We start from the raw sequence: 24,900 nt of genomic DNA, 5'->3' as shown, positions 1-24,900 counted from the left end.
CGGAATTTCACCGGGCCATGCGGGTCTCTTTATCGAGGCCGGTGGTCTTTTCGTTTGCCGTTCCACCCGTAAAAGAAAAAGGACAAGGACAATGGCACAGGAAAAAAGAGGTTCTCGCGACGATCGCCAGAACCGTGAAGAGCGCGATAGCGAATTCGTCGACAAGCTGGTCGCGATCAACCGCGTTGCAAAGGTTGTTAAGGGTGGCCGTCGCTTCGGCTTCGCCGCTCTCGTCGTCGTTGGCGACCAGAAGGGCCGCGTTGGCTTCGGTCACGGCAAGGCTCGCGAAGTTCCGGAAGCCATCCGTAAGGCTACCGAGAGCGCAAAGCGCGATCTGATCTTCGTTCCGCTGCGCGATGGCCGCACTCTGCATCATGACGTCAATGGCCGTCACGGCGCTGGCAAGGTTCTGCTGCGTTCGGCCAAGGCCGGTACCGGTATCATCGCCGGTGGCCCGATGCGCGCTGTTTTTGAAACGCTGGGTGTTCACGACGTTGTTGCCAAGTCGACCGGTTCTTCGAACCCGTACAACATGGTTCGCGCAACGTTCGACGCTCTGAAGCATCAGGTTCATCCGAAGGACATCGCTGCACAGCGCGGTCTCAAGTATGCGACCCTTCAGGCTCGCCGTGCCGCGTCCGGCAACGCTTCTGAAGAATAAGGAGCTGGATCATGGCCAAGAAGACTACTGAAGCCAAGAAGACTGTTACGGTCGAACAGATCGGCAGCCCTATTCGCCGCCCGGCAATCCAGCGTCAGACGCTGGTCGGTCTGGGTCTCAACAAGATGCATCGTCAGCGCACCCTGGAAGATACTCCTGCGGTTCGCGGCATGATCCGTGCGGTCCAGCATCTCGTTCGCGTCGTTGACGAGAAGTGAGACGGAGTAACCTATCATGAAACTCAATGAAATCAGAGACAACGAAGGCTCCTCCAAGGACCGTATCCGCGTAGGTCGCGGTATCGGTTCTGGCAAGGGCAAGACCGGTGGTCGCGGTGTGAAGGGTCAGAAGGCTCGTTCGGGCGTCGCCATCAACGGTTTTGAAGGCGGTCAGATGCCAATCTACCGTCGTCTGCCGAAGCGCGGTTTCAACAACATCTTCGCTTCCGAATATGTTGTCGTATCGCTCGGCCGCATTCAGACCGCCATCGACGCCAAGAAGCTTGACGCTTCCGCAACGATCGATGCTGCAGCTCTCAAGGCTGCCGGCATCATCCGTCGCGCCAAGGACGGCGTTCGCATTCTCGCCGACGGCGAGCTGAAGGCAAAGGTCGCTTTCGAAGTTGCCGGCGCTTCCAAGCCTGCAATCGAAAAGATCGAAAAGGCCGGCGGCTCGATCAAGCTTCTCGCTGTTGCAGTAGAAGCTTCCGAGTAATATATACACTTCAGACGCCCGGGGCGCATAGTCGCTCCGGGCGTTTGCGCTCCCTGGCCTATGGTGCTTTCGATCTAAATCGATTTATAGAGCATCAGGGCAATCTCTTCGCGGTGTGCTTCCTTGGCCCCGCTTGCGGCAGAAAGTGCTGCAGGGAGAGCCTCACAGTTCTTGAACTTCCGTAGGGGAGGGGATAGGACATAAAAAACAGGGTGAGGCATGATGGCGGTCGAGAGCCGCATTTGTCCGAAGCCCGGTTTTGACCAGTATCTTTTAGACCTTTCCGCATCGGCCGGTTGCGCTGGCTGGCAAGGGTCATTCGGAGAAATTTATGGCTTCAGCAGCGGAACAACTGGCTTCGAACCTGAATTTTTCGACCTTCGCTAAGGCGGAGGATCTGAAAAAGCGTCTCTGGTTTACTCTTGCCGCACTTCTCGTCTACCGTCTCGGCACCCATATTCCGCTTCCGGGCCTGAACCCCGAAGCCTATGCGCAGGCCTTCCGTGGCCAGGCCAACGGTATTCTCGGTCTTTTCAACATGTTTGCGGGTGGCGCTGTCGAGCGCATGGCGATCTTCGCCCTCGGCATCATGCCTTACATCTCCGCTTCGATCATCGTGCAGCTCATGACGTCGGTCGTGCCGTCGCTCGAAGCGTTGAAGAAGGAAGGCGAAGCCGGCCGCAAGATCATCAACCAGTACACCCGCTACGGCACGGTGCTGCTCGGCACGCTGCAGGCCTATGGTATTGCGGTCGGCCTTGAAAGCGGCAACGGCCTTGTGGTCGATCCCGGCTGGTTCTTCCGCGTTTCCACCGTCATCACGCTGCTCGGCGGCACGATGTTCCTGATGTGGCTCGGTGAGCAGATCACTTCGCGTGGTATCGGCAACGGTATTTCGCTGATCATCTTCGCGGGTATTGCCGCAGGCCTGCCCAAGGCGCTCGCCGGCACGCTGGAACTCGGCCGCACCGGTGCGCTTTCGACCCCGCTCATCCTGATGGTTGTCGTGGTCGCCATCGGTGTCATCGCTCTTATCGTCTTCGTGGAGCGCGCCCAGCGCCGTCTGCTCATTCAATATCCGAAGCGACAGGTCGGCAACCGGATGTTCCAGGGCGATACTTCGCATCTGCCGCTGAAGCTCAACACGGCCGGCGTCATTCCCGCGATCTTCGCATCTTCGCTGCTGCTTCTGCCGGCAACGGCTGCTGGTTTTGCCGGCAACACCAACCTGCCGGCCTGGGCGACTTCGATCATCGCGTCGCTGCAGCACGGACAGCCGCTGTTCATGGCGCTCTATGGCCTGCTGATCGCGTTCTTCGCGTTTTTCTATACGGCGATAGTCTTCAATCCGAAGGACACCGCAGATAACCTCAAGAAGCATGGCGGCTTCATTCCGGGCATTCGTCCGGGCGAGCGCACCGCGGAGTACATTGATTACGTCCTGACCCGTATCACCGTGGTCGGCGCGATTTATCTGGTCTTCGTGTGTATCCTTCCTGAGACACTTATCGCACGCACGGGCATTCCATTAGCCCTTGGTGGTACTTCGCTTTTGATCGTTGTCAGTGTAACTCTGGATACGGTTGCGCAGATTCAGGGCCACCTGATCGCGCAGCAATATGAAGGGCTGATCAAGAAGTCGAAGTTGCGTGGAGGAAAGAGGGGACGATGAGACTGATATTTTTGGGTCCGCCGGGTGCGGGCAAGGGAACCCAGGCCAAGCGCCTGACTGATAAGTACGGGATCCCGCAGCTTTCCACCGGTGACATGCTTCGCGCTGCGGTCAGCGCGGGCACCGAAATCGGCAAACGCGCCAAGGCCGTCATGGACGCCGGCGGGCTTGTTTCCGACGATATCGTCAATCAGATCGTTTCCGAACGCATCGAAGCACCGGACTGTGCCAAGGGCTTTATTCTGGACGGCTATCCGCGCACCGTTCCGCAGGCCAAGGCGCTTGCAGACAACATGCGCAAGAAGAATCTGGTCCTAGATGCCGTTATCGAACTCAAGGTCGACGAAGAGGCGTTGATTCGCCGAATCGAAAACCGTGTGGCTGAAACCATTGCCGCCGGCGGCACGGTTCGCTCGGATGACAATCCGGAAGCGTTCCGCAAGCGCCTGACGGAATATCGCGAGAAGACCGCGCCGCTGTCTGCCTATTACAGCGAACAGGGCGAACTCGTAACGCTTGACGGTATGGCTGACGTCGATGCTGTCACCGAGGCCATCGAGCGCGTTCTCGAGAAAGCCTCCGCCTGATCATGGAGCGGATGGGCGAGGCTGTTGTGTTCTTGCCCATATCTCGCTTCCGCATGGCGACTGATCCTTTGGATCGCAAAAGAATCTTGGCGGAGCCGGTTGCTTTTTTGCGCTGATTCCGTTAAACACCGCGCCAACTCGCGACATCCCAAGCGACTGGCGCGGATTTCCCTAAGGGAAGGGAGATCCGGGTTCGGTCGTTTTGACTTGTCACGGACATCAATTTTGAACTGGCGGTCTCGGCCGCTCGAATGGAATCACCACTTGCCGGATGGCAACTGGAACCAAGGAGAAAAGACGTGGCACGTATCGCTGGCGTCAACATCCCGACTGCAAAGCGCGTTGTTATTGCGCTGACCTACATTCACGGGATTGGTCCGAAATTCGCGCAGGAAATCATGGACAAGGTCGGTCTTCCGGCTGACAAGCGCGTTCATCAGCTGACGGATGCTGAAGTTCTTCAGATCCGCGAAGCCATCGACCGCGACTACCAGGTCGAAGGCGACCTGCGTCGCGACACGTCGATGAACATCAAGCGTTTGATGGACCTCGGTTGCTACCGCGGCCTGCGTCACCGTCGTGGCCTTCCGGTCCGCGGTCAGCGCACGCACACCAACGCCCGCACCCGTAAGGGTCCGGCGAAGGCTATCGCTGGTAAGAAGAAGTAATTTTCCGGTTCTCCGGAAAGGGGAGGCTGGTGCAGTCCGCGCCAGCCTTTCTGAGTTTGGCGTGAAGCTCGGAGACGGGTCGATCGCCGGTGTAGCCGCTGGTGTTACGGCGGTGAAGAGATCAATGAAAGGTATAAAATGGCCAAGGAAGCCGCACGCGTTCGCCGTCGCGAACGCAAAAATATCACGTCGGGCGTCGCGCACGTCAACTCGACCTTCAACAACACGATGATCACCATCACCGACGCACAGGGCAATGCTATTGCCTGGTCGTCTGCTGGTGCCAAGGGCTTCAAGGGTTCGCGTAAGTCGACCCCGTTCGCTGCCCAGATCGCTGCTGAAGATTGCGCGAAGAAGGCTCAGGAACACGGCATGAAGTCGCTTGAAGTTGAAGTTTGCGGTCCGGGTTCCGGTCGTGAATCGGCACTTCGCGCTCTGCAGGCTGCCGGTTTCATGATCACCTCCATTCGCGACGTGACGCCGATCCCGCACAACGGTTGCCGTCCGCGCAAGAAGCGCCGCGTCTGACGCGACCGTGGTTCGGAAATTCCGCCTTTCCCCGGTCAGGCGGAATTTTCGTGTATCTGGCGTGTGCGCGTCGATTTCGATCGACGGACTTGCGCTCAAGAACCCACCGATGAACCACTGAATTAGGTTCCTCTCGGTGTTTTCATGCTCGGTCCGTCACGATTGGATGGTGGCGGCGAACGGAAGGTTTAAAGATGATTCAGAAGAACTGGCAGGAACTTATCAAGCCGAACAAGGTCGAGTTCACCTCGTCCAGCCGCACCAAGGCAACGCTCGTTGCCGAGCCGCTGGAACGTGGTTTCGGGCTCACCCTCGGCAACGCGCTGCGTCGCGTTCTGTTGTCTTCTCTGCGCGGCGCCGCTGTAACGGCCGTGCAGATCGACGGTGTCCTGCACGAATTCTCCTCCATCCCCGGCGTTCGGGAAGATGTGACGGATATCGTGCTCAACATCAAGGAAATCGCCATCAAGATGGATGGTGACGATTCCAAGCGCATGGTCGTGCGCAAGCAGGGTCCAGGTGCCGTAACAGCTGGTGATATCCAGACGGTTGGCGACATCGAGATCCTGAACCCCGACCACGTGATCTGCACGCTGGATGATGGCGCTGAAATCCGCATGGAATTCACCGTCAACAACGGCAAGGGTTACGTACCGGCTGAGCGCAACCGCGCGGAAGATGCCCCGATTGGCCTCATTCCGGTGGACAGCCTCTATTCTCCGGTCAAGAAAGTGTCCTACAAGGTGGAAAACACCCGTGAAGGTCAGGTTCTCGACTATGACAAGCTGATCATGACGATCGAGACCAACGGTTCGGTTTCCGGCGAAGACGCCGTTGCCTTCGCCGCTCGTATTCTTCAGGACCAGCTCGGCGTCTTCGTCAACTTCGACGAGCCGCAGAAGGAAGCAGAAGAAGAATCGGTTACCGAACTCGCGTTCAACCCGGCGCTTCTCAAGAAGGTCGACGAGCTGGAGCTGTCGGTTCGTTCGGCTAACTGCCTGAAGAACGACAACATCGTCTATATCGGCGACCTGATCCAGAAGACCGAAGCCGAAATGCTTCGCACGCCGAACTTTGGTCGCAAGTCGCTGAACGAAATCAAGGAAGTTCTCGCTTCCATGGGTCTGCACCTCGGTATGGAAGTACCGGCATGGCCGCCTGAGAACATCGAAGATCTCGCCAAGCGTTACGAAGACCAGTACTAACAATCAAAAAGGCAGACCCTTTAAAGACTGCCTTTCCCCGTCAAACAGCAGGTAAGTCACCTGCATGTGCCAGGAAACGGCAGGTCCGGATAGGAACCTGCGTACAAGGAGAATAGCAATGCGCCACGGAAATTCAGGCCGCAAGCTCAATAGAACCGCCAGCCACCGCAAGGCAATGTTTGCCAACATGGCTGCTTCGCTCATCACCCATGAGCAGATCGTCACCACCCTTCCGAAGGCGAAGGAAATCCGTCCGATCGTCGAGCGTCTCGTGACCCTCGGCAAGCGCGGCGACCTGCACGCTCGTCGTCAGGCGATCTCGCAGATCAAGGATCAGGACGCCGTTCGCAAGCTGTTCGACGCGATCGCTTCGCGTTACGCAACCCGCAACGGCGGCTACCTGCGTATCATGAAGGCCGGCTTCCGCCAGGGCGACAACGCGGCTCTCGCCGTTGTTGAATTCGTCGAGCGCGATGTTGATGCCAAGGGCGCAGCCGACAAGGCTCGCGTTGCTGCAGAAGCTGCTGCTGCCGAAGCCGCATAAGTTCTGACGCCTTCAGGCGTCGTGAATTAAAAAGCCGGGTGAGAGATCACCCGGCTTTTTTGCGTTTGTCTATCGGGAATGGGGCAGTTGAAACTTCAGCCTTCGCAAAGGCTTGATGGGGAGGGGATATCTCTCTTCCCGGACATCCCCCTGGCTCCGAACCATCCACTCAAACGTTAGCTTGGAGGAAAGTCCTTTCTTACTCCGGAACGTGGATGCGATCCTTGATGTGTTTGAGGTGCGCGACAATGGTGAAGGTCATGATGACCAGCAGCGACCATGAACTCCATTTGCCGATATGCACGACGGACCACGCGCCGATCTGATCGGGATATTTCCAGATGCCGAAGAAGGTGGAGATGTTTTCCGCCAGCCAGACAAAAAAACCGATCAGGACGAAGGAGAGAAGCAGAGGCATCTTGCGGTCGCGATCATAGGGGCGGTAAACGACGGTGGCGCGGGAATAGAGGCCGATGGCGCAGGCGGCGATGTACCAGCGGTAGTCGCCGATGAAGTGATGGGTGAAGAAGTTGGCGTAGATGGCGATACCGATCAGGGTCGCCATCCAGTAGGCGGGATAGTGGCGAATGCGCACATCCAGCAACCGCCATGCCTGAATGATGTAGCTGCCGACGGCGGCATACATGAAACCGGAAAAGAGCGGTACGCCTAGCACTTTGGTGTAGGCGAAATCCGGATAAGACCATGACTGGATGGCGCTCGACGTCTTGAACACTTCCAGTGCGAAGCCGACGATATGGAACAGCAGGATGGCCTTGGCCTCGTCAAGCGTTTCGAGCCTGCTCCAGATCATGAAGAACTGGATGCCGAGCGCAATGATCAGCAGCACGTCATATCGGGGAATGCCGAGCACGCCGCCATGCGGCACCACGAAGATGGAGACGAAGAACAAGCCCGCGAACATGCAGGCCCGTGCCTCCTTGATGCCGAAATACAGAAACTCGACGATAAAACGCCTGATGCCCTTGAGTTCGCCCCAGGGATAGGTATCGCAGAGCAGATTGTCCAAGACGGAGAGGCGGCTTGCGGCCGGGCTTGTTGCTGTGCTCATTTCCGTCCCCGATCTCAGTTCGTTACCTTTCATACGAAAACCCGAAGGAAGCCGTATGGGCCTGCCGCGCGTATCCCCATCTTATTTAGCCCGCATCCGGTTTCTGGCAGCGGCGATGGCGGTGATCGTCTGCGGCCTTTGCCTGCGCACCTTCGGTTACGATGTGGGACTGCCGTTCGTGGCGGTAAAATATGGCGGATCAGTGCTCTGGGGTGCGATGGTTTATCTGTTGCTGGCGACCGTCTTTCCCTACCGTTGGCGTGGCTATGAGGTCCATGCCGCCATTATTGCGGCTATCCTCGTGGAACTCGTCCGGCTTGTTCATTTCCCGGCGCTGGATGGGTTTCGCGCAACGACCTCCGGCGCTTTGCTGCTCGGCCGTGTTTTTTCGCTGTGGAATATAGTCTGTTATATCGCGGGAATTGGGGCCGCCCCCATTATGGCCGGACGGGTCTGGCGCGCTTTGCCCTCTTCATTGCCATGATCGATGGCCGCACCAGCCGGTATCCGAGCAACACCACCATCGTGCTGATATAAAACACCGGCTCCAGCGTGATCGATTTCCGCGCCAGCACAAAATGCAGCACGCCAACGATGAGCACGAGATAGACGAGTTTGTGCAGCGTGTTCCAGCTACTGCCGAGCTTGCGGATCGACCAGCGGTTGGAGGTGAGCGCAAGTGGAATGAGCATGGTAAGCCCTGCCATGCCGAGCATGATATAGGGCCGTTTCAGAATATCGCCGGCGATGGAGCTGATGATCAGGCCACGGTCCAGCACCAGATAGACCGTGAAATGCGCCAGCACGTAATAAAAGGCGATCAGCCCCAGCGCCCGGCGATAGGCGATGAGGTTGATGTTGAACAGGTCTCGCAGCGGCGTCACCAGAAGCCCGAGGCAGAGGAAGCGTAACGCCCAGATGCCGAGCAGGTGCTCGAAATCCTTGACCGGATTGAAGCCGAGGCCACCGGTAGCGGCGAGGTAAAAATACCAGACGCCCGGACAGAGGCCGATCGCATAAAGCGACCAGATAGCCGCTGGCTGGTAACGCTTCGGCAGCGACGGAAGCGAAAAGGCGAGGGCCATGGTCAGTAATTCGCTTTCAGGTCCATGCCGGTATAGAGGCCTGCTACCTCGTCATAACCGTTGAACATCAGGGTAGGGCGGTTCTGGGTGCCAAAAAAGCCGCCTTCGCCGATGCGCTGTTCCGTTGCCTGGCTCCAGCGCGGATGGTCCACATGCGGATTGACGTTGGAATAGAAACCATATTCGCGGGCGTTGGAGTTTTTCCAGGTCGTTTCCGGCTGTTTCTCGGTCAATGAAATCCGGACGATGGATTTGATGCCCTTGAAACCGTATTTCCACGGCACGACGAGGCGGATGGGCGCACCATTCTGGTTCGGCAGCGTTTCTCCGTATAGTCCAACGGCGAGGATGGTCAGCGGATGGCGGGCCTCATCGAGGCGCAGACCCTCTACATAGGGCCAGGACAAAGGCTGGAACAGACCGCTCTGGCCGGGCATTTCTTCCGGCCGCACCACGGTTTCGAAGGAGACGTATTTCGCGCTGCCAAGCGGCTCCACCTTGTCGAGAAGCGCGGCGAGAGGGAAACCGATCCATGGAATGACCATCGACCAGCCCTCAACACAGCGCATGCGATAGGTACGCTCTTCGAGCTGATATTTCATCAGCTCTTCGATGCCAAATTCTTGCGGTTTGGAGACGAGGCCATCCACCTTCACGGTCCACGGTGTGGGCTTGAACTTGCCGGAATTTTCCTTCGGGTCGGATTTGCCCACCCCGAACTCGTAGAAATTATTGTAGCTGGTGACGGCGTCGAGCGGGGTGAGCTTTTCATCCAGCTTGTAGGCGCCTGGTTTCGCCGTAAGCGGAGCGGCAATTGCCTCGCGGCCGCCAAGCCCGATTGCCGCAAGTCCTGCCGCCGTACCGAGGAAGCCGCGTCGGGACAGGTAGATATTCTTCGGCGTGATTTCTGTAGCCGCGATCAGGGGCGGACGATAGGCGGGCATTTCAACCTCCACAAAAGCCGGGTGCATCGGCGATAAATCGATTATGATAGGCTATACGGCTGCTGCACAGATATGTTTCAGCGCGTCGTGCAAAAACAACGGCCGGGCGGCGGAAATCGCGCATTTGTGATAAGTGGTCGCGTGAATTGCTGCATCGGGAAGCGGCGTACCGTACCGAACCGTACTGTTTTGCCTGAAGGTGACAGTGACAGGGCTTGCGGTTTGCGCTAGAAAAACCGCAAAATAGGGCAGGAGCTATTTTTACCGCCTTTGCGGCAATGCGCTCTTCGCCATGAGATCGAGGAAAACACCATGCCAGCCTATCGCTCAAGAACGACAACCCACGGCCGCAACATGGCGGGCGCGCGCGGCCTTTGGCGCGCCACCGGCATGAAGGACAGCGATTTCGGCAAGCCGATCATCGCTGTCGTCAATTCCTTCACGCAGTTCGTGCCGGGCCATGTGCATCTGAAGGATCTTGGCCAGCTCGTTGCCCGTGAAATCGAGGCGGCAGGCGGCGTCGCCAAGGAATTCAACACCATCGCGGTTGATGACGGCATCGCCATGGGCCATGACGGCATGCTCTATTCGCTGCCGTCGCGCGAAATCATTGCGGATTCCGTGGAATATATGGTCAATGCCCATTGCGCCGATGCGATGGTGTGCATTTCCAACTGCGACAAGATCACGCCCGGCATGCTGAATGCGGCGATGCGTCTCAATATTCCCGCCGTTTTCGTTTCCGGCGGCCCCATGGAAGCGGGCAAGGTCGTTCTGCACGGCAAGACGGTCGCGCTTGATCTGGTCGACGCCATGGTTGCGGCAGCAGATGACAAGATTTCCGACGAGGACGTGAAGGTCATCGAGCGTTCGGCCTGCCCGACCTGCGGTTCCTGCTCCGGCATGTTCACCGCCAATTCGATGAACTGTCTGACCGAGGCTCTGGGTCTGTCATTGCCCGGCAACGGTTCGACGCTCGCCACCCATTCGGATCGCCGGCGGCTGTTCGTCGAGGCCGGTCACCTGATCGTTGATCTGGCGCGCCGTTATTACGAGCAGGACGACGAGACCGTTCTGCCGCGCACCATCGCCAACAAGGCGGCGTTCGAAAACGCCATGTCGCTGGATATCGCCATGGGCGGCTCCACCAATACGGTGCTGCATATTCTGGCGGCGGCGCATGAGGGCGGTGTCGATTTCGGCATGGAAGACATCGATCGTCTTTCCCGCAAGGTTCCCTGCCTTTCCAAGGTCGCGCCTGCCAAGCAGGACGTGCACATGGAAGACGTTCACCGTGCGGGTGGTATCATGCGTATTCTCGGCGAGCTGGAACGCGGCGGCCTCATCAACCGCGATACCTATACGGTGCACGAAGCGACGCTTGGCGATGCTATCGACCGCTGGGATATCACTCGCACCAACAGCGAGACGGTGCGTGAATTCTTCAAGGCTGCCCCCGGCGGCGTGCCGACACAGGTGGCTTTCAGCCAGTCCTCGCGTTGGGACGATCTGGATACAGATAGCGACAACGGCGTCATCCGCTCGGTCGAAAAGCCCTTCTCCAAGGATGGCGGTCTGGCTGTGCTTTACGGCAACATCGCGCTCGACGGCTGCATCGTGAAGACGGCAGGCGTTGACGAATCCATCCTGAAATTCACTGGCCCGGCGGTCGTTTATGAAAGCCAGGACGCAGCGGTGAAGGGCATTCTCGGCAACGAGGTCAAGGCGGGCGACGTCGTCGTCATCCGCTATGAAGGACCGAAGGGCGGCCCGGGCATGCAGGAAATGCTCTATCCGACCAGCTACCTGAAATCCAAGGGCCTCGGCAAAGCCTGCGCGCTCATCACCGACGGTCGTTTTTCGGGCGGCACTTCTGGCCTTTCCATCGGCCATGCCTCGCCGGAAGCGGCGCAGGGCGGCGCAATCGGCCTCGTGCGTCAGGGCGACCTGATCGAGATCGATATTCCGAACCGCACCATCAATCTCAGGGTAGCGGATTCGGAACTGGCCTCGCGCCGCGCTGAGCAGGAAGAGCTAGGCTGGAAGCCGGAAGCACCGCGCAAGCGCAATGTCACGACGGCGCTGAAGGCCTATGCGGCCTTTGCGTCCAGCGCGGACAAGGGTGCCGTGCGGATTCTGCCGGAGTAATTTCCGGATCTGCGAGATGATAAAAAGCCGCCGTTGATTAACGGCGGCTTTTTTGTGCCGATCACTCTTTATCGAGCCGATAAGGTCGAAGCGGCACAACTTTTCTCCGTTGCCTGCAAAGGGCAGTTGCACGGCCGGTCGCAACAAAACCCAGCTTGTCCATCAGACGGTGCGACGCCCTGTTGTCAAATAGGGGATTGGCATGCAGGGGTCTTGATGCCCATGTGCTGAAAGGCATAATCGATGACGAGGCGTCCGGCTTCTTCTCCGTAGCCCTTTCCCCAAACACGGTGATCAAGCCAAAGACCGAATTCGCCTGAAAGGCCGATGAGACCGACCAGCCTGCCGTCATCCACCGCCCATACCGGGAGCCGGCGCTCAGCAATGCGCCTGATTAGACGCCGTGCATCATCGGGTTCGAAAGGGTAGGTCGTGCGCAGCAGATTGCGCAATATGAGCAGGTCGTTCGTCAGCCGGGCGAGCGGCGGCGAGTCCGTCATCTTAAAAGGTCGGAGGACAAGGCGTGATGATTTCAATTGCGGCATCGTTTCCCGTCTTTTGCATTTGTGGCAGGGCGATAGTCCTCAAGATCAGAAACTGATTCAAGCGCTTCGCATCTCGATTCCGGAATGCATGGCAACGCCTTGTTTTCATGAAGGTTCCGGTGGACTATCAAATTGCGGTATGGGAATGCGGTACTTGAAATATGGTCACATTGGAGTGATTGGCGGAGTTACCTCTTTTCATCGCCGTATGGCTTCCTAGCTCAGTGACATGAAAAGACGAACCGCACTCGCCCTCATCGCGTCCCTGCCTTTTGCTGAACTTGCCCGCGCGCAAAGCTCCAGCAATGGCATCCGTTTCGATCCGTTGCTGAGGGAGGCGGACGCGCTTTCCAGCCTCAGGACGGTCCTAGTCAGCATTGACGGCGAGGAGGTCGCAAGCCGCGCCTATCATGGGGCCAGCGTGAATGGCTCCACCAATATCAAGTCGGCCTCGAAATCGATCATTTCGGCGCTGGTCGGCATGGCGATTGATCGGAAGATCATCGAGGGCGCCGATCAGCCGATTGCGACAGTTCTGCGCGGCGATTTTCCGCCAAGTCCCGATCCCCGGCTGGAACGGATCACCATCGGCAACCTGTTGTCCATGCAGTCAGGTCTGGAGCGCATGTCCGGGCCGAATTACGGCCGCTGGGTCGCCAGCCGCAACTGGGTTCGGATGGCGCTGGGTTCCGGTTTTGCCGGAGAACCGGGCGGCGGCATGCTTTATTCCACCGCCTCCACCCATCTGCTCTCGGCGATATTGACCAGGGCCTCCGGCCGCTCGACGCTTGCTCTGGCACGTGACTGGTTTCGTCCGCTCAAGGGATTTGCGATCGGCGGCTGGGAGCGTGATCCGCAGGGTGTCTATCTCGGCGGCAACCAGATGGCGATGACGGCGCGGTCTTTGCTGGCCTTTGGCGAGCTTTATAGGCGCGGCGGGACGACACCGGAGGGCGAGCGACTGATTTCGCAAGGCTGGATAGACCAGTCCTGGCAGCAGCGCACAAATTCGGTCTTTAACGGCGACGGATATGGCTATTGCTGGTTCATCAAGGAGATGGCGGGCGAAACGGTCTATTACGCCTGGGGTTATGGCGGGCAGATGCTCTATATCGTTCCCACGAGGCGGCTATCCGTCGTGATGACCTCTCGTGAGGATGCACCTTCCGCCAGAACCGGTTATCGCGATCAGCTGCATGGCCTCATGGAAGTCATCATCCGTGCGGTGTAAGGGCAGGCGATAATGGTCAGAGCGGCCTGTTGATGCTCTGGAACGCCTCTCCGAGACGTTTCATGCGCTCCTCATAGGCGGCTGTCAGGCAGGCAACGTCGGCTGAACACTCCTGACGTTTCTTCAGCCATTTGCTCTGTTCGTCGCGCAGCGTGTCGCGTGCACCCATGGCCATCAGCTGGGTGAGGATGTCGAAGGTGGTGGCCATCTTCACATCCTGATCGTTGAGGGCACGGTTGTCGCAGATCGCCTTTTCATCTGCGGCCAGATCGGTCTTTGCGCAGTCGAAGCTTGCAGCAGCGGCCGGCGAAACGAGGGAGGAGGCGAGGAGCAGGCCGCAGGCGAGGAGGGGCTTTTTCAAATCCATGACGTGTCTCTTTGAGAAATGCTGTTGCGGATGAAACCGGAAAGGCGGCTCGCTGGTTCCATTTCGCTGTTGCCATGATTTGGGAAAAGGCGCGACTTGGGAAAAGGATAGCCATCATCTTGCCGCTCTTTGCTTTACAGGCTTTGGCGTTATAACTCCATCATATTGATGACGATGAGGAATCACATGCGAAGCGTGTTGAAGTATCTGTCCACCGGCTTTCTCGCCGCGCTCATTCTCCTGCCCGTGGGCGCTGGCGCACAGGACAACAGGACCGTGCCCTCAAGCCACACGGAAATGCAGCTTTCCTTTGCGCCGCTGGTCAAGCGCACCGCAGGCGCTGTCGTTAATGTCTATGCCGAGCGCGTCGTGCAGCGGCGTCTGTCGCCCTTTGCCGGCGATCCTTTCTTCGAGCAGTTCTTCGGCCAGCAGATGCCGAACCGCACGGAAAAACAGTCGTCGCTTGGCTCCGGCGTGATCGTGACCGCCGGCGGCCTCGTGGTGACCAACAATCACGTCATCGACGGTGCTGACGACATCAAGGTGGCGCTGGCGGATGGGCGTGAGTTCTCCTCCAAGGTGCTGCTGAAAGATGACCGGGTCGATCTTGCCATTCTGCAGATCGATGCGAAAGAACAGTTCCCGGTGCTGTCGCTCGGTAATTCCGACGCGATTGAAGTTGGTGATCTGGTGCTTGCCATTGGCAACCCCTTCGGCGTCGGCCAGACGGTGACCAGCGGCATCGTCTCGGGTCTCGCCCGCAACCAGGTAACGCAGGGTGATTTCGGCTTCTTCATCCAGACCGACGCCTCCATCAACCCCGGCAATTCCGGCGGCGCGCTGATGAACATGGCGGGTGAGCTGATCGGCATCAATACGGCGATCTTCTCCAAGGGCGGCGGATCGAACGGTATCGGTTTCGCCATTCCCGCCAATCTCGTCCGGGTTTTCGTCGCTGCTGCTGAACGCGGTGACGCGAGCTTCGAGCGTCCCTATATCGGCGCCACCTTCGATCCCGTGACATCAGACGTTGCTGAAGCGCTTGGCCTGCACCGGGCCCGCGGCGCGCTTGTCGTCAGCGTCGTCAAGGGTGGACCGGCCGAAAAGGCGGGCATCGAGCCCGGCGAGGTTGTTACGGCCGTCAACGGCTTCGAGGTGGAGCATCCGGATGCGCTGGGATATCGCGTGACCACCGCCGGTATCGGCAAATCCGCCGAACTGACGGTGGTGGAAAAGGGCAAAGAGAAGAAAGTTACGATTGCGCTCGATACTGCGCCGGAAACCGCGCCGCGTGATGAGCGCCTGATCGAGGGCCGCAATCCCTTTGCCGGCGCGACAGTCGCCAATCTCTCGCCGAAGCTTGCCGATGAATTGCGGATGCCGTCGCAGGTGACGGGCGTTGTGATCACCGATGTGAAGCGCGGTTCGCCGGCCTATCGTGTCGGTTTCCAGCCCAAGGATGTGATCCTGTCGCTGAACGGCGCAGATGTTGCCTCCACCGCTGCGGTCGAAAAGGCGCTGGACGATAATCCCGGCTTCTGGCGCGTGGAAATCCTGCGTGACGGGCAACGCATTCGGCAGTTCCTGCGATGAGCGACGATCTTTTCGCTCCGCAAGTGCCCGTGGAGGTCGCCAACCGGCGGCCTCTTGCCGATCGCCTGCGTCCGAAGACGCTGGCGGAGGTGACCGGGCAGCCGCATCTGACGGGCGAGGAGGGCGTTCTGCGCCGCATGATCGATAGCGGGTCGTTGGGATCGATGATCTTCTGGGGCCCGCCCGGCACCGGCAAGACCACCGTTGCGCGGCTGCTTTCCGGCGAGGCGGGGTTGGCCTTTGAGCAGATTTCGGCGATCTTTTCCGGTGTCGCCGATCTCAAGAAGGTTTTCGAGGCAGCGCGCACACGTCGGATGAATGGCCGGCAGACGCTGCTTTTCGTTGACGAAATCCATCGTTTCAACCGCGCCCAGCAGGACAGTTTCCTGCCGGTGATGGAAGACGGCACCATCATTTTGGTGGGCGCCACCACCGAAAACCCGTCCTTTGAGCTGAATGCCGCTCTGTTGTCGCGGGCGCGCGTGCTGACGTTCGGCTCGCATGACGAGGAGAGCCTGAGCGAATTATTGAAACGCGCCGAGGAGGCGGAGGGTAAGCCCCTGTCGCTCACCGAGGAGGCGCGCGCAAGCCTCATCCGCATGGCCGACGGCGATGGCCGCGCCGTGCTGACGCTTGCCGAAGAGGTCTGGCGTGCGGCGCGCAAGGATGAGACCTTCGATACCGAGGGGCTGACGCGCATCGTGCAGCGCCGCGCCCCGGTTTACGACAAGAGCCAGGACGGCCACTATAATCTCATTTCCGCACTGCATAAGTCGGTGCGCGGTTCGGACCCGGATGCGGCGCTTTATTATCTCGCCCGCATGTTCGATGCCGGCGAAGACCCGCTCTATCTCGGGCGGCGGCTGGTGCGCATGGCGGTTGAGGATATCGGCCTTGCCGATCCGCAGGCGCTCGTCGTCTGCAATACCGCCAAGGACGCCTATGATTATCTGGGCTCACCGGAAGGCGAGCTCGCATTGGCTCAGGCCTGCGTCTATCTCGCCACCGCGCCGAAGTCGAACGCCGTCTATAACGCCTTCAAGTCGGCGATGCGGGCGGCCAAGGAAAACGGCTCGCTGGTGCCGCCGAAACATATTCTGAACGCGCCGACCAAGCTCATGAAGGGCGAAGGTTACGGCGATGGCTATCGCTACGACCATGACGAGCCGGATGCCTTTTCCGGGCAGGATTATTTCCCGGAGAAAATGGGGCGCACGACCTTTTACGATCCGCCGGACCGGGGTTTCGAAAGGGAAATCCGCAAGCGTCTGGACTGGTGGGCGAAGCTGCGCCGCGAGCGGGGATCGCGTTAGGTTTTTGCGCGGTTTGAGCCGAAACCGTATGGCGGTCGATCTTGAGAAAAAGATTCAGGTCGTTGGCAAAAAGAGTCGCAAAACCGCGGCAACTCACTGTTTTTAAAGAAGATCAGGATGCTTTGCGATGTGGTGCTGCCTGCGGCTGCGCGGGCAGCATCTTGACCGAGGATTCGGCGAGGCCGCTATGGCCTTCGGCGTCGATGACCAGATGCCAGTGTAACGTCTCTGGAATGGCGAGGCGGATCGGCGATTTTTTCGCGACGCCGCCGAGATATTTGAAGTCGAGCAATTCGGTAAAACGCTGGAAATTCGCCCCCGTCATCAGCCGGACATTGTTGACGGCCGACAGGGATACTTCAATGACCGTGCCGGCCCGAAGTTCCTTCAGGTCATAATGCGTATAGCGAAAATTGGGCCGTGCCATCGCGCGCCTCCCTGCAGTGTAATTTCGGTCAAGGAGGATAGGGGTGGCAGGGTTAACGCTGTCTTTAAATGCCGCCGGCCGGTTTGAAAATTCACGCTTTTTGTACCGGTTTGGAATGGCGGTGCGAATTAATGTGAGCATATAAGAATAATACCAACGTATAATATGTGTATTTAATAATAATAAATTTTTTGCCTTTAACATCGGCTGGTCGAAGTGCATCAGCGACGTTGAGGGGGAACATGAAAAACGTAACAATATCTATGCGCCTGTATGCGCTCGTCGCATTGTTTCTGGCAATACTGGCCGCGGCTCTCACATTCAGCCTGTTTGAAAGCTACCACGAAATGGAGCGCGAACGGAAAGCCGGGCTTGCGGCAATGAACGAAACCGCTGTTGCCATTCTCGATCAATATTACCGGCTGGAGCAGGGCGGAAGCCTGACGCGGGAGGCGGCGCAACAGCAGGCCAAGACGACCATTGCGGCAATGCGCTACGGCAATGGCAGCGGCTATTTCTGGATCAACGACATGCATCCGAAAATGGTGATGCATCCGATCAAGCCCGAGATGAACGGCACGGACCTTACCGCCAACAAGGACCCGAACGGCAAGGCGCTGTTCGTCGAGTTCGTGAACACGGTCAAGGCAGGCGGCAAGGGCTTTGTCGATTATTACTGGCCGAAGCCCGGTGCGCCGGAACCGGTCGAGAAATTCTCCCATGTCGCCGGTTTCGCCCCCTGGGGATGGATTGTCGGCACCGGTGTTTATGTTGACGATCTTGAAGCGGTGTTCTGGCGCGACGTCTATTTTAATGGCGGTCTTTGTGTCGTGGCCGGCCTTCTGGTTGTCGGCGTGGCCGCAGCCGTCGTGCGCAGCGTGACCCGGCCGATCGATCTCATCCGCCAGAGCATGCGGCGCATCGCCGATGGTGACGGCGCGGCGGATATCCAGTTCGCCGACCGTCGCAATGAAATCGGCGCGATTGCCAAGACGCTGCTGGTACTGCGCGACAGCGTCAATGAGCGCAGCGCGCTGCAGGCCCGCGAGGCCGACCAGCAACGGGCGCTGGAAGAAGCGCGGCACGGCAACGAGATGGTGCTTCGTTCCGCATCCGAGCGGCAGGCCCATGCCATGGAGCAACTGGGCAATGCGCTCGAAGCGCTTGCCAATGGCGATCTGACCGTTTCGCTTACCGATATCGGCGCGGACTATGAAAAGCTGCGCATGGACTTCAACCGCGCGGTCGGCGCATTGCATGGTGCGATCGAGGCCATTGCCAGGACTGGCCATGTCGTCAATGACAGCGCCTCCGACATCAGCGGCGCGACCGGCAATCTTTCCCGCCGGACCGAACAGCAGGCGGCGGCGCTGGAGGAGACGGCAGCCGCTCTCGACGAAATCACCGCCACGGTGCGCACCGCTTCCGAGCGTGCCAACGAGGCCCGGCAGATGGTGCAGGACACGAAAACCAGCGCCGGCCGCTCGGGCGAGATCGTGCGTAATGCCGTCGACGCCATGGGCCGCATCGAGGACTCTTCCAAGCGCATCGGGCAGATCATCTCTGTTATCGACGAGATCGCTTTCCAGACCAATCTTCTGGCGCTGAATGCCGGTGTGGAAGCGGCGCGTGCGGGCGAGGCCGGGCGTGGTTTTGCCGTGGTGGCGCAGGAAGTTCGCGAACTGGCGCAACGTTCCGCCAATGCAGCCAAGGAGATCAAGACCCTCATCAACCGTTCGGCGGAGGAGGTCGGCGGCGGCGTCGCACTCGTGCGCTCGACAGGTGATGCGCTGGAGGAGATCGTGGCGCTGGTCAACCGTGTCGATGGCCATGTCAACTCCATCGCCACGGCCGCGCGCGAACAGGCGACCGGCCTGCAGGAGATCAACACCTCCGTCAACCACATGGACCAGATGACCCAGCAGAACGCCGCCATGGTGGAAGAAACGACGGCGGCCAGCCAGACGCTCGCTGAGGAAAGCCGCCAGCTGCGCTCGCTGTTGTCGCGTTTCGAACTTGGACATGGGGTTGCGCGCGAGGTTTCGCGGGCCGCGTGACATATGCGTTTGGGTAAAGTGGAGGGCGCGGCCATGGCTGCGCCCTTAGATGAATGAGAAGCTTTTCCAGCACGCGACGTCATCCTCGGGCTTGACCCGAGGATTCATTCCTCGTGCGGCTCTTGATCCTCGGGTCAAGCCCGAGGATGTCGGAGGAGAGGTTTCAGCGTTTATGTCGTGACCTTCGACGCGATTTCGGTCGTGCCTTCTTCATTTGCAGCGTCATGCAACAACCAGGTTCGTTATTTCCCGTAACCAATAAGGTTTCGTTTACCTCATTTCTTTAAAATTTATCCTGTATTGCCGCGAATAGCGGCCGCTGAAGGTACAGGTTCTCGTATGGCGTATGTTTCCCTTCCGCGTCGTCTTGTGACGTTGCTGATGATTTCCACGGTCATGGTGTCGTGTTCGGCGGAGGGCCTCGTGCCACCGGCGGAAGTGGACGGCACCACGCGCGTCAGCGCTATCCGCTCCTCGCGGCAGCAGGGTTACAGCGCGCCGGCGGGTGCCGTGTATCAGGCGGAGCGGGTCGGGCAGGGCGGTGACTATCCTGCGGCCGTTTCTCAGCCGATGCCGGAACCTTACGCCTCGCAGGATCCCCTGCTGCAATCGCCGCAGGGCGGGCAGGGTTATTCGACACTCGATTCCCAGCATCAGGCGCGCATGGCGGCCAGCGGCCATACCACTGTGCCGGCGCAGACCATGCAGAGCCAGACCATGCCCGCGCAGCAGATGACCGGCAACCAGATCGCTGAAGGCGAAGGCGGCGTGAACATGGATTCCATGCTGGGTGTGGAGCCGGTCCGCGGACTTGCCGAAGAACAGGATGCGGAGATTGCCGAGGGTGCTTCCGCGCAGCCGGTGGTGGATGGCATCGGCACGGATAATCCCATGGCCGTGCCTCCGGCCCGCCAGCCGCAACGGGCCAGCCAATCGCGGCTCATCCCGCCGCCGCCGCTTGGCTCCTCCTCGCGCCGCCAGCCAGTGGAGGAAGTCGCCATGCTCATGCCTGATAATCCGATGGCGGGCGGTGGGCCGCAAAGCAACCGCTCGATGCCACCAGGCGTCATGCCATCTTCCGAAGTTGCCTGCCGCTCCGAACTGCGCCGCCTCGGCGTTGCTTTCCGGGACGTTGCGCGCATTGCCGATGGTCCGACCTGCGGTATCGATTATCCGATCGAACTTAGCGGTCTCGCCAGCGGCGTTGCCATCCGCCCGGCCGTGAAGCTCAATTGCCAGGTCACGCTTGCCTTTGCCAAATGGGTGAAGTTCGAACTCGTGCCATCCTCGCGCTTCCGTTATCTCTCCGGCGTTGGCCGTATCACGCCGATGGGCGGTTATTCCTGCCGCAAGATGAATTCGCGTTCCAGCAATCCCTGGTCGGAACATGCGCGCGGTAACGCCATCGACATCGGCACCATCACGCTGAAGAACGGCAAGGAAATCGACGTGCGCAGCAAGAGCTTCTTCGCCTTCCGCGAAAAGGCGCTGCTGAAGGCGGTGAGGTCCGACAGCTGCAAATATTTCTCGACCGTTCTCGGACCGGGCAGCGATCCCAACCACTGGAACCATTTTCACTTCGACCTGCGCACGCGCAAGTCAGGTTACAGGCATTGTGACTAGGAGACGCGAAAGGCGTGATTGGGCGGGGCGATAGTCGGGCGGCGTTTTAGACGCTCGCTGTAATGCGTCATGTTTGCAACTTCCGTCATTCCGGCCTTGAGCCGGAATCCAGCCAGCTGAAGTCCTTGAGCTGAAAGGAGCCTTGCCGTCGCGCCGACGCGCGTTGGCCGGATTCCGGCTCAATGTCGGAATGACGGAATGACGGAATGACGGAAGTGTGGATTCACTTTCCGGAATTCCAACTCTTCTGCCACATTCCCACAAAAAAAGACCGGCCCGAAGGCCGGTTGAAGAAGACAGCCTTATCGGGGGGATATCGGCGTCTTTGCAAGGGCATGCAATGGGAAAACGATCCCATGGAGTGGTCCATCCGGCGCGGATATGCGGCAAAAGACATCGCGCCGTACTGACCTGCGGCCAACATGGCTTGCCGCGCTCTTCTGATACGCTATGAGGGTCACATGTTTGTGACAACGGCCTTCGGGAGCCTGCCTTTATGCCCCCTGTTTCAGAGCTGATGGTCTTTGCGGCGGCGCTTGCGGTAGCGGGTGTGGTCGCCGGTCTTCTGGCCGGCCTGTTCGGCATCGGCGGCGGCGCGGTGCTGGTGCCCGTCTTCTACCAGGTCTTCGGGCTTCTGGATGTGCCGGAGGCGGTGCGCATGCATCTCTCGCTCGGCACGTCGCTTGCCATCATCGTGCCCACCTCCATCCGTTCGTTTCTCACGCATCGTCAGAAAGGCGCTGTTGATATCGATCTGCTGAAGGGCTGGATCGTTGCCGTGCCGCTCGGCACCATCCTTGCGTCCGTGGTGGCCGCCTATGCCTCCAGTGTTGCACTGCGGTTGATCTTCGCTTTCATCGCGCTCGCGCTCGCCTTCCGGATGATCTTCAACCGGGCGAGCTGGCATCTTGGTTCCGACCTGCCGCAAAATCCGGGCCGTTTTCTTGTTGGCACCGGCATCGGGCTCTTTTCCGGCCTGATGGGCGTGGGCGGCGGGGTGATGAACAACACCTTCATGACGCTCTATGGACGCACGATCCATCAGGCGGTCGCCACCTCTTCCGGTGTCGGTGTGCTGATTTCGCTGCCGGGTCTTCTGGGTTACATCTGGGCCGGCTGGGGCGATGCGGGCCTGCCGCCGTTTTCCACCGGCTTCATCAACTGGATCGCCGTGGTGATGCTGATCCCCATCACGCTTGTCGTTGCGCCCTATGGCGCTCGGCTCGCCCATGCGCTCAGCAAGAAGCAGCTGGAGCGGGCATTCGGGGTGTTTCTGGTCTTCGTCGCAGCGCAGTTTTTCTACAGCGTCTACAGCTGATTTTCCGTCTCTGCCGAACGCAGTGTTCGGTCCGCTGGGGTGGCATTTGCAACCTCTGCGGTCTATATGGCGTTCATCTTACTCGGTTTTTCGAAAGAATTCGCCATGAATGCCATTGTTTCGATACGGAATCTGACAAAATCCTACGCAAACGGCTTTCAGGCGCTCAAAGGTGTCAGCCTCGATATCAGGGAGGGTGAAATCCTTGCCCTTCTCGGCCCGAACGGCGCCGGCAAGACGACGCTGATCTCGATTGTCTGCGGCCTCGTCAATCCGGGTGAAGGTTCGGTGCTTGTCGGCGGGCATGATGTGGTGAAGGATTTTCGCCAGACCCGCGCCCTGATCGGCCTCGTGCCGCAGGAACTGACGACCGACCAGTTCGAGACGGTGTGGAACACCGTCAGCTTCTCGCGCGGCCTGCACGGGCAGAAGAAGAACCCGGAACTGATCGAGCGCATCCTGAAATCCCTGTCGCTCTGGAACAAGAAGGACAACATGCTGCGCGAGCTTTCCGGCGGCATGAAGCGACGTGTGCTGATCGCCAAGGCGCTGGCGCATGAGCCGAAGGTTCTGTTCCTCGACGAGCCGACCGCCGGCGTTGATGTGGCGCTCCGCCGCGACATGTGGAACGTCGTGTCCGAGCTGCGGGCCAAGGGTGTCACCATCATCCTCACCACGCATTACATCGAGGAGGCGGAAGAAATCGCCGACCGGGTGGGCGTCATCAATGGCGGCGAATTGCTGCTGGTGGAAGAAAAGACGGCGCTGATGAAGAAACTCGGCCGCAAGCAGCTTTTCCTAGAACTCGCCCAGCCGGTGGAACAATTGCCCGAAAGCCTCGCGTCCTTCGGTCTGACGCTTTCTGAAGACGGTTGCACCGTCACCTATGAAATCGAGGATAATGGCGAGCAGGGCCGTATTGCCGATGTTCTGAGCGCCCTTTCCGCCGCCAACATCCATTTCAAGGATATTTCAACGCGCCAGAGCTCGCTTGAGGATATCTTCGTTTCGCTGGTGGGAGGTCAGAAATGAATTTCGAAGCCATCAAGGCCATCTATCTGTTCGAAATGGCACGCACGCGGCGCACCCTGCTGCAGAGCGTGGTCTCGCCAGTCATCTCAACCTCGCTTTATTTCATCGTCTTCGGAACCGCGATCGGTTCGCGGATTCAGGAGGTTGGCGGGGTTTCCTACGGCGCGTTCATAACGCCCGGCCTCATCATGCTGACGCTGCTGACGCAATGTATCGGCAACGGCTCCTTCGGCATTTATTTTCCGAAATTCACCGGCACGGTCTATGAGATATTGTCCGCGCCCGTATCGATGACGGAAATTGTCGCCGGCTATGTCGGGGCGGCGGCGACCAAGGGCCTGATGATCGGGACGATCATCCTGATAACAGCCACCTTCTTCGTGGATATCACCATCGCTCATCCGTTCATGATGGTGCTGTTCTTCGTGCTGACGGCTGTCAGTTTCAGCCTGTTCGGCTTCATCATCGGCATATGGGCGACGAATTTCGAGCAGCTGAACCTCATCCCCATGCTGGTGGTGCCGCCTTTGACCTTCCTTGGCGGCAGCTTCTATTCCATCGACATGCTGCCGCCCTTCTGGCAGACGGTCAGCCACTTCAATCCGGTGCTTTATCTCATCAGCGGTTTCCGCTGGAGCTTCTATGAGATCGCCGACGTCAATCCGATCATCAGTCTGGCGATGATCACGCTGTTTCTGGCGCTCTGCCTCGGTGTTGTCAGCTGGATGTTCAAGACGGGGTATCGGTTGCGGAACTGACCGGAAAAGCTTTTTTTAAAATTTAACGCCCGGTTTGCACCGGGCGTTTTCGTATTCACAACAAGGAAGCGCAGATCAGGCGACCTGCTTCTGCACCACTTCCTCGACAACCTCGCCCTTGAGGTAAGAAACGAGATCCTTGATCGTCACGACGAGCAGGCCGTGGCGTTCGGCAAAGACTTCGAGCTGGGGCAGGCGGGCCATGGTGCCGTCGTCATTGGCGACTTCGCAGATGGTGCCGCAGGGGAATTTGCCCGCAAGACGGCAAAGATCGACGGCCGCTTCGGTATGACCGGTGCGGCCGAGAACGCCTTGCGGGTTGGCGCGCAGCGGGAAGATATGGCCGGGGCGGGCGAAGTCTTCGGGGCGTGAATCCTCCGATACCAGCGCGCGCACGGTCTTTGCCCGGTCGGCGGCGGAAATGCCTGTCGTGGTGCCCGGAATATAGTCCACCGAGACGGTGAACGCTGTCTTGAGGGATTCGGTATTGCGCGACACCATCAAGGGAATGTCGAGGGCATCCAGTCGCTCGCCCGGCATGGCGACGCAGATCAGCCCGCGCGCATGGTTCATCATGAAGGCGATCTGCTGCGGGGTAATGCTGTCGGAGGCGGCGATGACATCGCCTTCGTTTTCGCGGTCTTCGTCGTCAACGACAATCACCATCTCGCCACGGGAAATGGCTTCGATGGCGTCTTCAATTCTAGCAATGGTCATTTTCTTTCAAGCCTTTCAAGGGTTATGCCGTTTTGCGGCATTTTCGCGCTTCAAGAAGCGCCAAATATCCCTTGGGCGAACAATGCAATGC

Annotated in this window: 27 protein-coding genes; 20 read left to right on the top strand and 7 right to left on the bottom strand. The window is 59.0% G+C overall.

Annotation, left to right across the window (positions count from 1 at the left end):
* Positions 1 to 91: 91 nt before the first annotated feature.
* The 9 genes from rpsE to rplQ all read left to right on the top strand — a co-directional run bounded on the left by rpsE (position 92) and on the right by rplQ (position 6,579).
* The gene (gene rpsE / locus MRBLRC7O_RS07925; protein WP_003495208.1) at positions 92 to 661 is read left to right on the top strand and encodes a 30S ribosomal protein S5; all 570 of its coding nucleotides are present in this window, start codon (positions 92 to 94) and stop codon (positions 659 to 661) included.
* 11 nt (positions 662 to 672) lie between these two features.
* The gene (rpmD, locus tag MRBLRC7O_RS07920; RefSeq protein ID WP_003495212.1) at positions 673 to 879 is read left to right on the top strand and encodes a 50S ribosomal protein L30; all 207 of its coding nucleotides are present in this window, start codon (positions 673 to 675) and stop codon (positions 877 to 879) included.
* A gap of 16 nt (positions 880 to 895) precedes the next feature.
* Positions 896 to 1,375 carry a 50S ribosomal protein L15 gene (gene rplO, locus MRBLRC7O_RS07915; protein WP_003507788.1) on the top strand — a complete coding sequence of 160 codons (480 nt, stop codon included), beginning with the start codon at positions 896 to 898 and terminating at the stop codon, positions 1,373 to 1,375.
* Between the two features lie 331 nt (positions 1,376 to 1,706).
* Positions 1,707 to 3,047: a preprotein translocase subunit SecY gene (gene secY / locus MRBLRC7O_RS07910; protein ID WP_003507789.1), complete on the top strand. Its 1,341-nt coding sequence runs from the start codon at positions 1,707 to 1,709 to the stop codon at positions 3,045 to 3,047.
* Positions 3,044 to 3,634, top strand: coding sequence for an adenylate kinase (locus MRBLRC7O_RS07905; RefSeq protein WP_003507790.1), 591 nt, complete (start codon positions 3,044 to 3,046; stop codon positions 3,632 to 3,634). Before secY ends, MRBLRC7O_RS07905 begins: the two co-directional genes overlap by 4 nt.
* A gap of 299 nt (positions 3,635 to 3,933) precedes the next feature.
* Positions 3,934 to 4,302 carry a 30S ribosomal protein S13 gene (gene rpsM / locus MRBLRC7O_RS07900; protein ID WP_003507791.1) on the top strand — a complete coding sequence of 123 codons (369 nt, stop codon included), beginning with the start codon at positions 3,934 to 3,936 and terminating at the stop codon, positions 4,300 to 4,302.
* Between the two features lie 138 nt (positions 4,303 to 4,440).
* Positions 4,441 to 4,830: a 30S ribosomal protein S11 gene (rpsK, locus tag MRBLRC7O_RS07895; RefSeq protein ID WP_003495225.1), complete on the top strand. Its 390-nt coding sequence runs from the start codon at positions 4,441 to 4,443 to the stop codon at positions 4,828 to 4,830.
* A gap of 194 nt (positions 4,831 to 5,024) precedes the next feature.
* Complete coding sequence (locus MRBLRC7O_RS07890; protein ID WP_003495228.1) at positions 5,025 to 6,035, top strand: DNA-directed RNA polymerase subunit alpha; 1,011 nt, start codon at positions 5,025 to 5,027, stop codon at positions 6,033 to 6,035.
* Between the two features lie 118 nt (positions 6,036 to 6,153).
* Positions 6,154 to 6,579, top strand: a complete 426-nt coding sequence (gene rplQ, locus MRBLRC7O_RS07885; RefSeq protein WP_003495230.1) for a 50S ribosomal protein L17 — start codon at positions 6,154 to 6,156, stop codon at positions 6,577 to 6,579.
* A gap of 199 nt (positions 6,580 to 6,778) precedes the next feature.
* Here rplQ and MRBLRC7O_RS07880 read toward each other — a convergent pair whose 3' ends face one another.
* Positions 6,779 to 7,651, bottom strand: coding sequence for a DUF817 domain-containing protein (locus tag MRBLRC7O_RS07880; protein WP_003507793.1), 873 nt, complete (start codon positions 7,649 to 7,651; stop codon positions 6,779 to 6,781).
* A 55-nt stretch (positions 7,652 to 7,706) separates the two neighbouring features.
* On the opposite strand from MRBLRC7O_RS07880, the gene MRBLRC7O_RS07875 reads away from it, so the two are divergent.
* Positions 7,707 to 8,135: a ribosomal maturation YjgA family protein gene (locus MRBLRC7O_RS07875; protein ID WP_035213151.1), complete on the top strand. Its 429-nt coding sequence runs from the start codon at positions 7,707 to 7,709 to the stop codon at positions 8,133 to 8,135.
* Here MRBLRC7O_RS07875 and msrQ read toward each other — a convergent pair.
* Positions 8,089 to 8,736, bottom strand: coding sequence for a protein-methionine-sulfoxide reductase heme-binding subunit MsrQ (gene msrQ / locus MRBLRC7O_RS07870; RefSeq protein ID WP_003507797.1), 648 nt, complete (start codon positions 8,734 to 8,736; stop codon positions 8,089 to 8,091). The genes MRBLRC7O_RS07875 and msrQ overlap by 47 nt on opposite strands.
* A gap of 2 nt (positions 8,737 to 8,738) precedes the next feature.
* Complete coding sequence (gene msrP, locus MRBLRC7O_RS07865; RefSeq protein WP_003507799.1) at positions 8,739 to 9,680, bottom strand: protein-methionine-sulfoxide reductase catalytic subunit MsrP; 942 nt, start codon at positions 9,678 to 9,680, stop codon at positions 8,739 to 8,741.
* Between the two features lie 312 nt (positions 9,681 to 9,992).
* Here msrP and ilvD point away from each other — a divergent pair, with 312 nt between their 5' ends.
* On the top strand, positions 9,993 to 11,828 hold the full coding sequence (gene ilvD / locus MRBLRC7O_RS07860) for a dihydroxy-acid dehydratase (RefSeq protein ID WP_003507800.1): 1,836 nt from the start codon (positions 9,993 to 9,995) through the stop codon (positions 11,826 to 11,828).
* A 185-nt stretch (positions 11,829 to 12,013) separates the two neighbouring features.
* Here the strand turns inward: ilvD and MRBLRC7O_RS07855 are convergent, their stop codons facing one another.
* Positions 12,014 to 12,373 carry a GNAT family N-acetyltransferase gene (locus MRBLRC7O_RS07855; protein WP_080570342.1) on the bottom strand — a complete coding sequence of 120 codons (360 nt, stop codon included), beginning with the start codon at positions 12,371 to 12,373 and terminating at the stop codon, positions 12,014 to 12,016.
* Between the two features lie 229 nt (positions 12,374 to 12,602).
* Here MRBLRC7O_RS07855 and MRBLRC7O_RS07850 point away from each other — a divergent pair, with 229 nt between their 5' ends.
* The gene (locus MRBLRC7O_RS07850; protein WP_003507802.1) at positions 12,603 to 13,604 is read left to right on the top strand and encodes a serine hydrolase domain-containing protein; all 1,002 of its coding nucleotides are present in this window, start codon (positions 12,603 to 12,605) and stop codon (positions 13,602 to 13,604) included.
* Positions 13,605 to 13,620: 16 nt separating this feature from the next.
* Here MRBLRC7O_RS07850 and MRBLRC7O_RS07845 read toward each other — a convergent pair whose 3' ends face one another.
* Positions 13,621 to 13,971, bottom strand: a complete 351-nt coding sequence (locus MRBLRC7O_RS07845) for a lysozyme inhibitor LprI family protein (protein ID WP_003507804.1) — start codon at positions 13,969 to 13,971, stop codon at positions 13,621 to 13,623.
* A 186-nt stretch (positions 13,972 to 14,157) separates the two neighbouring features.
* Between MRBLRC7O_RS07845 and MRBLRC7O_RS07840 the strand changes: the two genes are divergently transcribed.
* On the top strand, positions 14,158 to 15,564 hold the full coding sequence (locus MRBLRC7O_RS07840) for a DegQ family serine endoprotease (RefSeq protein ID WP_080866261.1): 1,407 nt from the start codon (positions 14,158 to 14,160) through the stop codon (positions 15,562 to 15,564).
* Positions 15,561 to 16,877 (top strand): replication-associated recombination protein A, encoded by a 1,317-nt coding sequence (locus tag MRBLRC7O_RS07835; protein WP_080866260.1) that lies wholly within the window; start codon positions 15,561 to 15,563, stop codon positions 16,875 to 16,877. The genes MRBLRC7O_RS07840 and MRBLRC7O_RS07835 overlap by 4 nt, the downstream gene beginning before the upstream one ends.
* A 112-nt stretch (positions 16,878 to 16,989) precedes the next feature.
* Here MRBLRC7O_RS07835 and MRBLRC7O_RS07830 read toward each other — a convergent pair whose 3' ends face one another.
* The gene (locus tag MRBLRC7O_RS07830) at positions 16,990 to 17,304 is read right to left on the bottom strand and encodes a DUF1883 domain-containing protein (protein ID WP_060723301.1); all 315 of its coding nucleotides are present in this window, start codon (positions 17,302 to 17,304) and stop codon (positions 16,990 to 16,992) included.
* A 242-nt stretch (positions 17,305 to 17,546) separates the two neighbouring features.
* Here MRBLRC7O_RS07830 and MRBLRC7O_RS07825 point away from each other — a divergent pair, with 242 nt between their 5' ends.
* The 6 genes from MRBLRC7O_RS07825 to MRBLRC7O_RS07800 all read left to right on the top strand — a co-directional run bounded on the left by MRBLRC7O_RS07825 (position 17,547) and on the right by MRBLRC7O_RS07800 (position 24,092).
* Positions 17,547 to 19,361: a methyl-accepting chemotaxis protein gene (locus MRBLRC7O_RS07825; protein WP_035213153.1), complete on the top strand. Its 1,815-nt coding sequence runs from the start codon at positions 17,547 to 17,549 to the stop codon at positions 19,359 to 19,361.
* Positions 19,362 to 19,700: 339 nt separating this feature from the next.
* Positions 19,701 to 20,984 carry an extensin-like domain-containing protein gene (locus MRBLRC7O_RS07820; protein WP_003507821.1) on the top strand — a complete coding sequence of 428 codons (1,284 nt, stop codon included), beginning with the start codon at positions 19,701 to 19,703 and terminating at the stop codon, positions 20,982 to 20,984.
* Positions 20,985 to 21,190: 206 nt separating this feature from the next.
* Positions 21,191 to 21,394: a hypothetical protein gene (locus tag MRBLRC7O_RS07815; RefSeq protein ID WP_035213155.1), complete on the top strand. Its 204-nt coding sequence runs from the start codon at positions 21,191 to 21,193 to the stop codon at positions 21,392 to 21,394.
* 86 nt (positions 21,395 to 21,480) lie between these two features.
* Positions 21,481 to 22,302, top strand: coding sequence for a sulfite exporter TauE/SafE family protein (locus MRBLRC7O_RS07810; protein WP_080866259.1), 822 nt, complete (start codon positions 21,481 to 21,483; stop codon positions 22,300 to 22,302).
* Positions 22,303 to 22,407: 105 nt separating this feature from the next.
* Positions 22,408 to 23,334, top strand: coding sequence for an ABC transporter ATP-binding protein (locus MRBLRC7O_RS07805; protein WP_060726423.1), 927 nt, complete (start codon positions 22,408 to 22,410; stop codon positions 23,332 to 23,334).
* The gene (locus MRBLRC7O_RS07800) at positions 23,331 to 24,092 is read left to right on the top strand and encodes an ABC transporter permease (protein ID WP_003507827.1); all 762 of its coding nucleotides are present in this window, start codon (positions 23,331 to 23,333) and stop codon (positions 24,090 to 24,092) included. The genes MRBLRC7O_RS07805 and MRBLRC7O_RS07800 overlap by 4 nt, the downstream gene beginning before the upstream one ends.
* A 75-nt stretch (positions 24,093 to 24,167) precedes the next feature.
* Here the strand turns inward: MRBLRC7O_RS07800 and ribB are convergent, their stop codons facing one another.
* Positions 24,168 to 24,809, bottom strand: coding sequence for a 3,4-dihydroxy-2-butanone-4-phosphate synthase (ribB, locus tag MRBLRC7O_RS07795; protein ID WP_080866258.1), 642 nt, complete (start codon positions 24,807 to 24,809; stop codon positions 24,168 to 24,170).
* Positions 24,810 to 24,900 lie beyond the last annotated feature (91 nt).

The sequence above is a fragment of the Agrobacterium radiobacter genome (assembly GCF_040801995.1).
Lineage (GTDB): Bacteria > Pseudomonadota > Alphaproteobacteria > Rhizobiales > Rhizobiaceae > Agrobacterium > Agrobacterium radiobacter.
The sequence above is the reverse complement of the archived record's forward strand: the minus strand, read 5'-3'. Positions and strand labels throughout refer to the sequence as shown.

Bases quoted from the DNA above. Each gene is read 5' to 3' on its own strand.
- rpsE (WP_003495208.1), top strand. From the start codon at position 92: ATGGCACAGGAAAAAAGAGGTTCTCGCGACGATCGCCAGAACCGTGAA.
- rpmD (WP_003495212.1), top strand. From the start codon at position 673: ATGGCCAAGAAGACTACTGAAGCCAAGAAGACTGTTACGGTCGAACAG.
- rplO (WP_003507788.1), top strand. From the start codon at position 896: ATGAAACTCAATGAAATCAGAGACAACGAAGGCTCCTCCAAGGACCGT.
- secY (WP_003507789.1), top strand. From the start codon at position 1,707: ATGGCTTCAGCAGCGGAACAACTGGCTTCGAACCTGAATTTTTCGACC.
- MRBLRC7O_RS07905 (WP_003507790.1), top strand. From the start codon at position 3,044: ATGAGACTGATATTTTTGGGTCCGCCGGGTGCGGGCAAGGGAACCCAG.
- rpsK (WP_003495225.1), top strand. From the start codon at position 4,441: ATGGCCAAGGAAGCCGCACGCGTTCGCCGTCGCGAACGCAAAAATATC.
- MRBLRC7O_RS07890 (WP_003495228.1), top strand. From the start codon at position 5,025: ATGATTCAGAAGAACTGGCAGGAACTTATCAAGCCGAACAAGGTCGAG.
- rplQ (WP_003495230.1), top strand. From the start codon at position 6,154: ATGCGCCACGGAAATTCAGGCCGCAAGCTCAATAGAACCGCCAGCCAC.
- MRBLRC7O_RS07880 (WP_003507793.1), bottom strand. From the start codon at position 7,651: ATGAGCACAGCAACAAGCCCGGCCGCAAGCCGCCTCTCCGTCTTGGAC.
- MRBLRC7O_RS07875 (WP_035213151.1), top strand. From the start codon at position 7,707: ATGGGCCTGCCGCGCGTATCCCCATCTTATTTAGCCCGCATCCGGTTT.
- msrQ (WP_003507797.1), bottom strand. From the start codon at position 8,736: ATGGCCCTCGCCTTTTCGCTTCCGTCGCTGCCGAAGCGTTACCAGCCA.
- msrP (WP_003507799.1), bottom strand. From the start codon at position 9,680: ATGCCCGCCTATCGTCCGCCCCTGATCGCGGCTACAGAAATCACGCCG.
- ilvD (WP_003507800.1), top strand. From the start codon at position 9,993: ATGCCAGCCTATCGCTCAAGAACGACAACCCACGGCCGCAACATGGCG.
- MRBLRC7O_RS07855 (WP_080570342.1), bottom strand. From the start codon at position 12,373: ATGCCGCAATTGAAATCATCACGCCTTGTCCTCCGACCTTTTAAGATG.
- MRBLRC7O_RS07850 (WP_003507802.1), top strand. From the start codon at position 12,603: ATGAAAAGACGAACCGCACTCGCCCTCATCGCGTCCCTGCCTTTTGCT.
- MRBLRC7O_RS07845 (WP_003507804.1), bottom strand. From the start codon at position 13,971: ATGGATTTGAAAAAGCCCCTCCTCGCCTGCGGCCTGCTCCTCGCCTCC.
- MRBLRC7O_RS07840 (WP_080866261.1), top strand. From the start codon at position 14,158: ATGCGAAGCGTGTTGAAGTATCTGTCCACCGGCTTTCTCGCCGCGCTC.
- MRBLRC7O_RS07835 (WP_080866260.1), top strand. From the start codon at position 15,561: ATGAGCGACGATCTTTTCGCTCCGCAAGTGCCCGTGGAGGTCGCCAAC.
- MRBLRC7O_RS07830 (WP_060723301.1), bottom strand. From the start codon at position 17,304: ATGGCACGGCCCAATTTTCGCTATACGCATTATGACCTGAAGGAACTT.
- MRBLRC7O_RS07825 (WP_035213153.1), top strand. From the start codon at position 17,547: ATGAAAAACGTAACAATATCTATGCGCCTGTATGCGCTCGTCGCATTG.
- MRBLRC7O_RS07820 (WP_003507821.1), top strand. From the start codon at position 19,701: ATGGCGTATGTTTCCCTTCCGCGTCGTCTTGTGACGTTGCTGATGATT.
- MRBLRC7O_RS07815 (WP_035213155.1), top strand. From the start codon at position 21,191: ATGACGGAAGTGTGGATTCACTTTCCGGAATTCCAACTCTTCTGCCAC.
- MRBLRC7O_RS07810 (WP_080866259.1), top strand. From the start codon at position 21,481: ATGCCCCCTGTTTCAGAGCTGATGGTCTTTGCGGCGGCGCTTGCGGTA.
- MRBLRC7O_RS07805 (WP_060726423.1), top strand. From the start codon at position 22,408: ATGAATGCCATTGTTTCGATACGGAATCTGACAAAATCCTACGCAAAC.
- MRBLRC7O_RS07800 (WP_003507827.1), top strand. From the start codon at position 23,331: ATGAATTTCGAAGCCATCAAGGCCATCTATCTGTTCGAAATGGCACGC.
- ribB (WP_080866258.1), bottom strand. From the start codon at position 24,809: ATGACCATTGCTAGAATTGAAGACGCCATCGAAGCCATTTCCCGTGGC.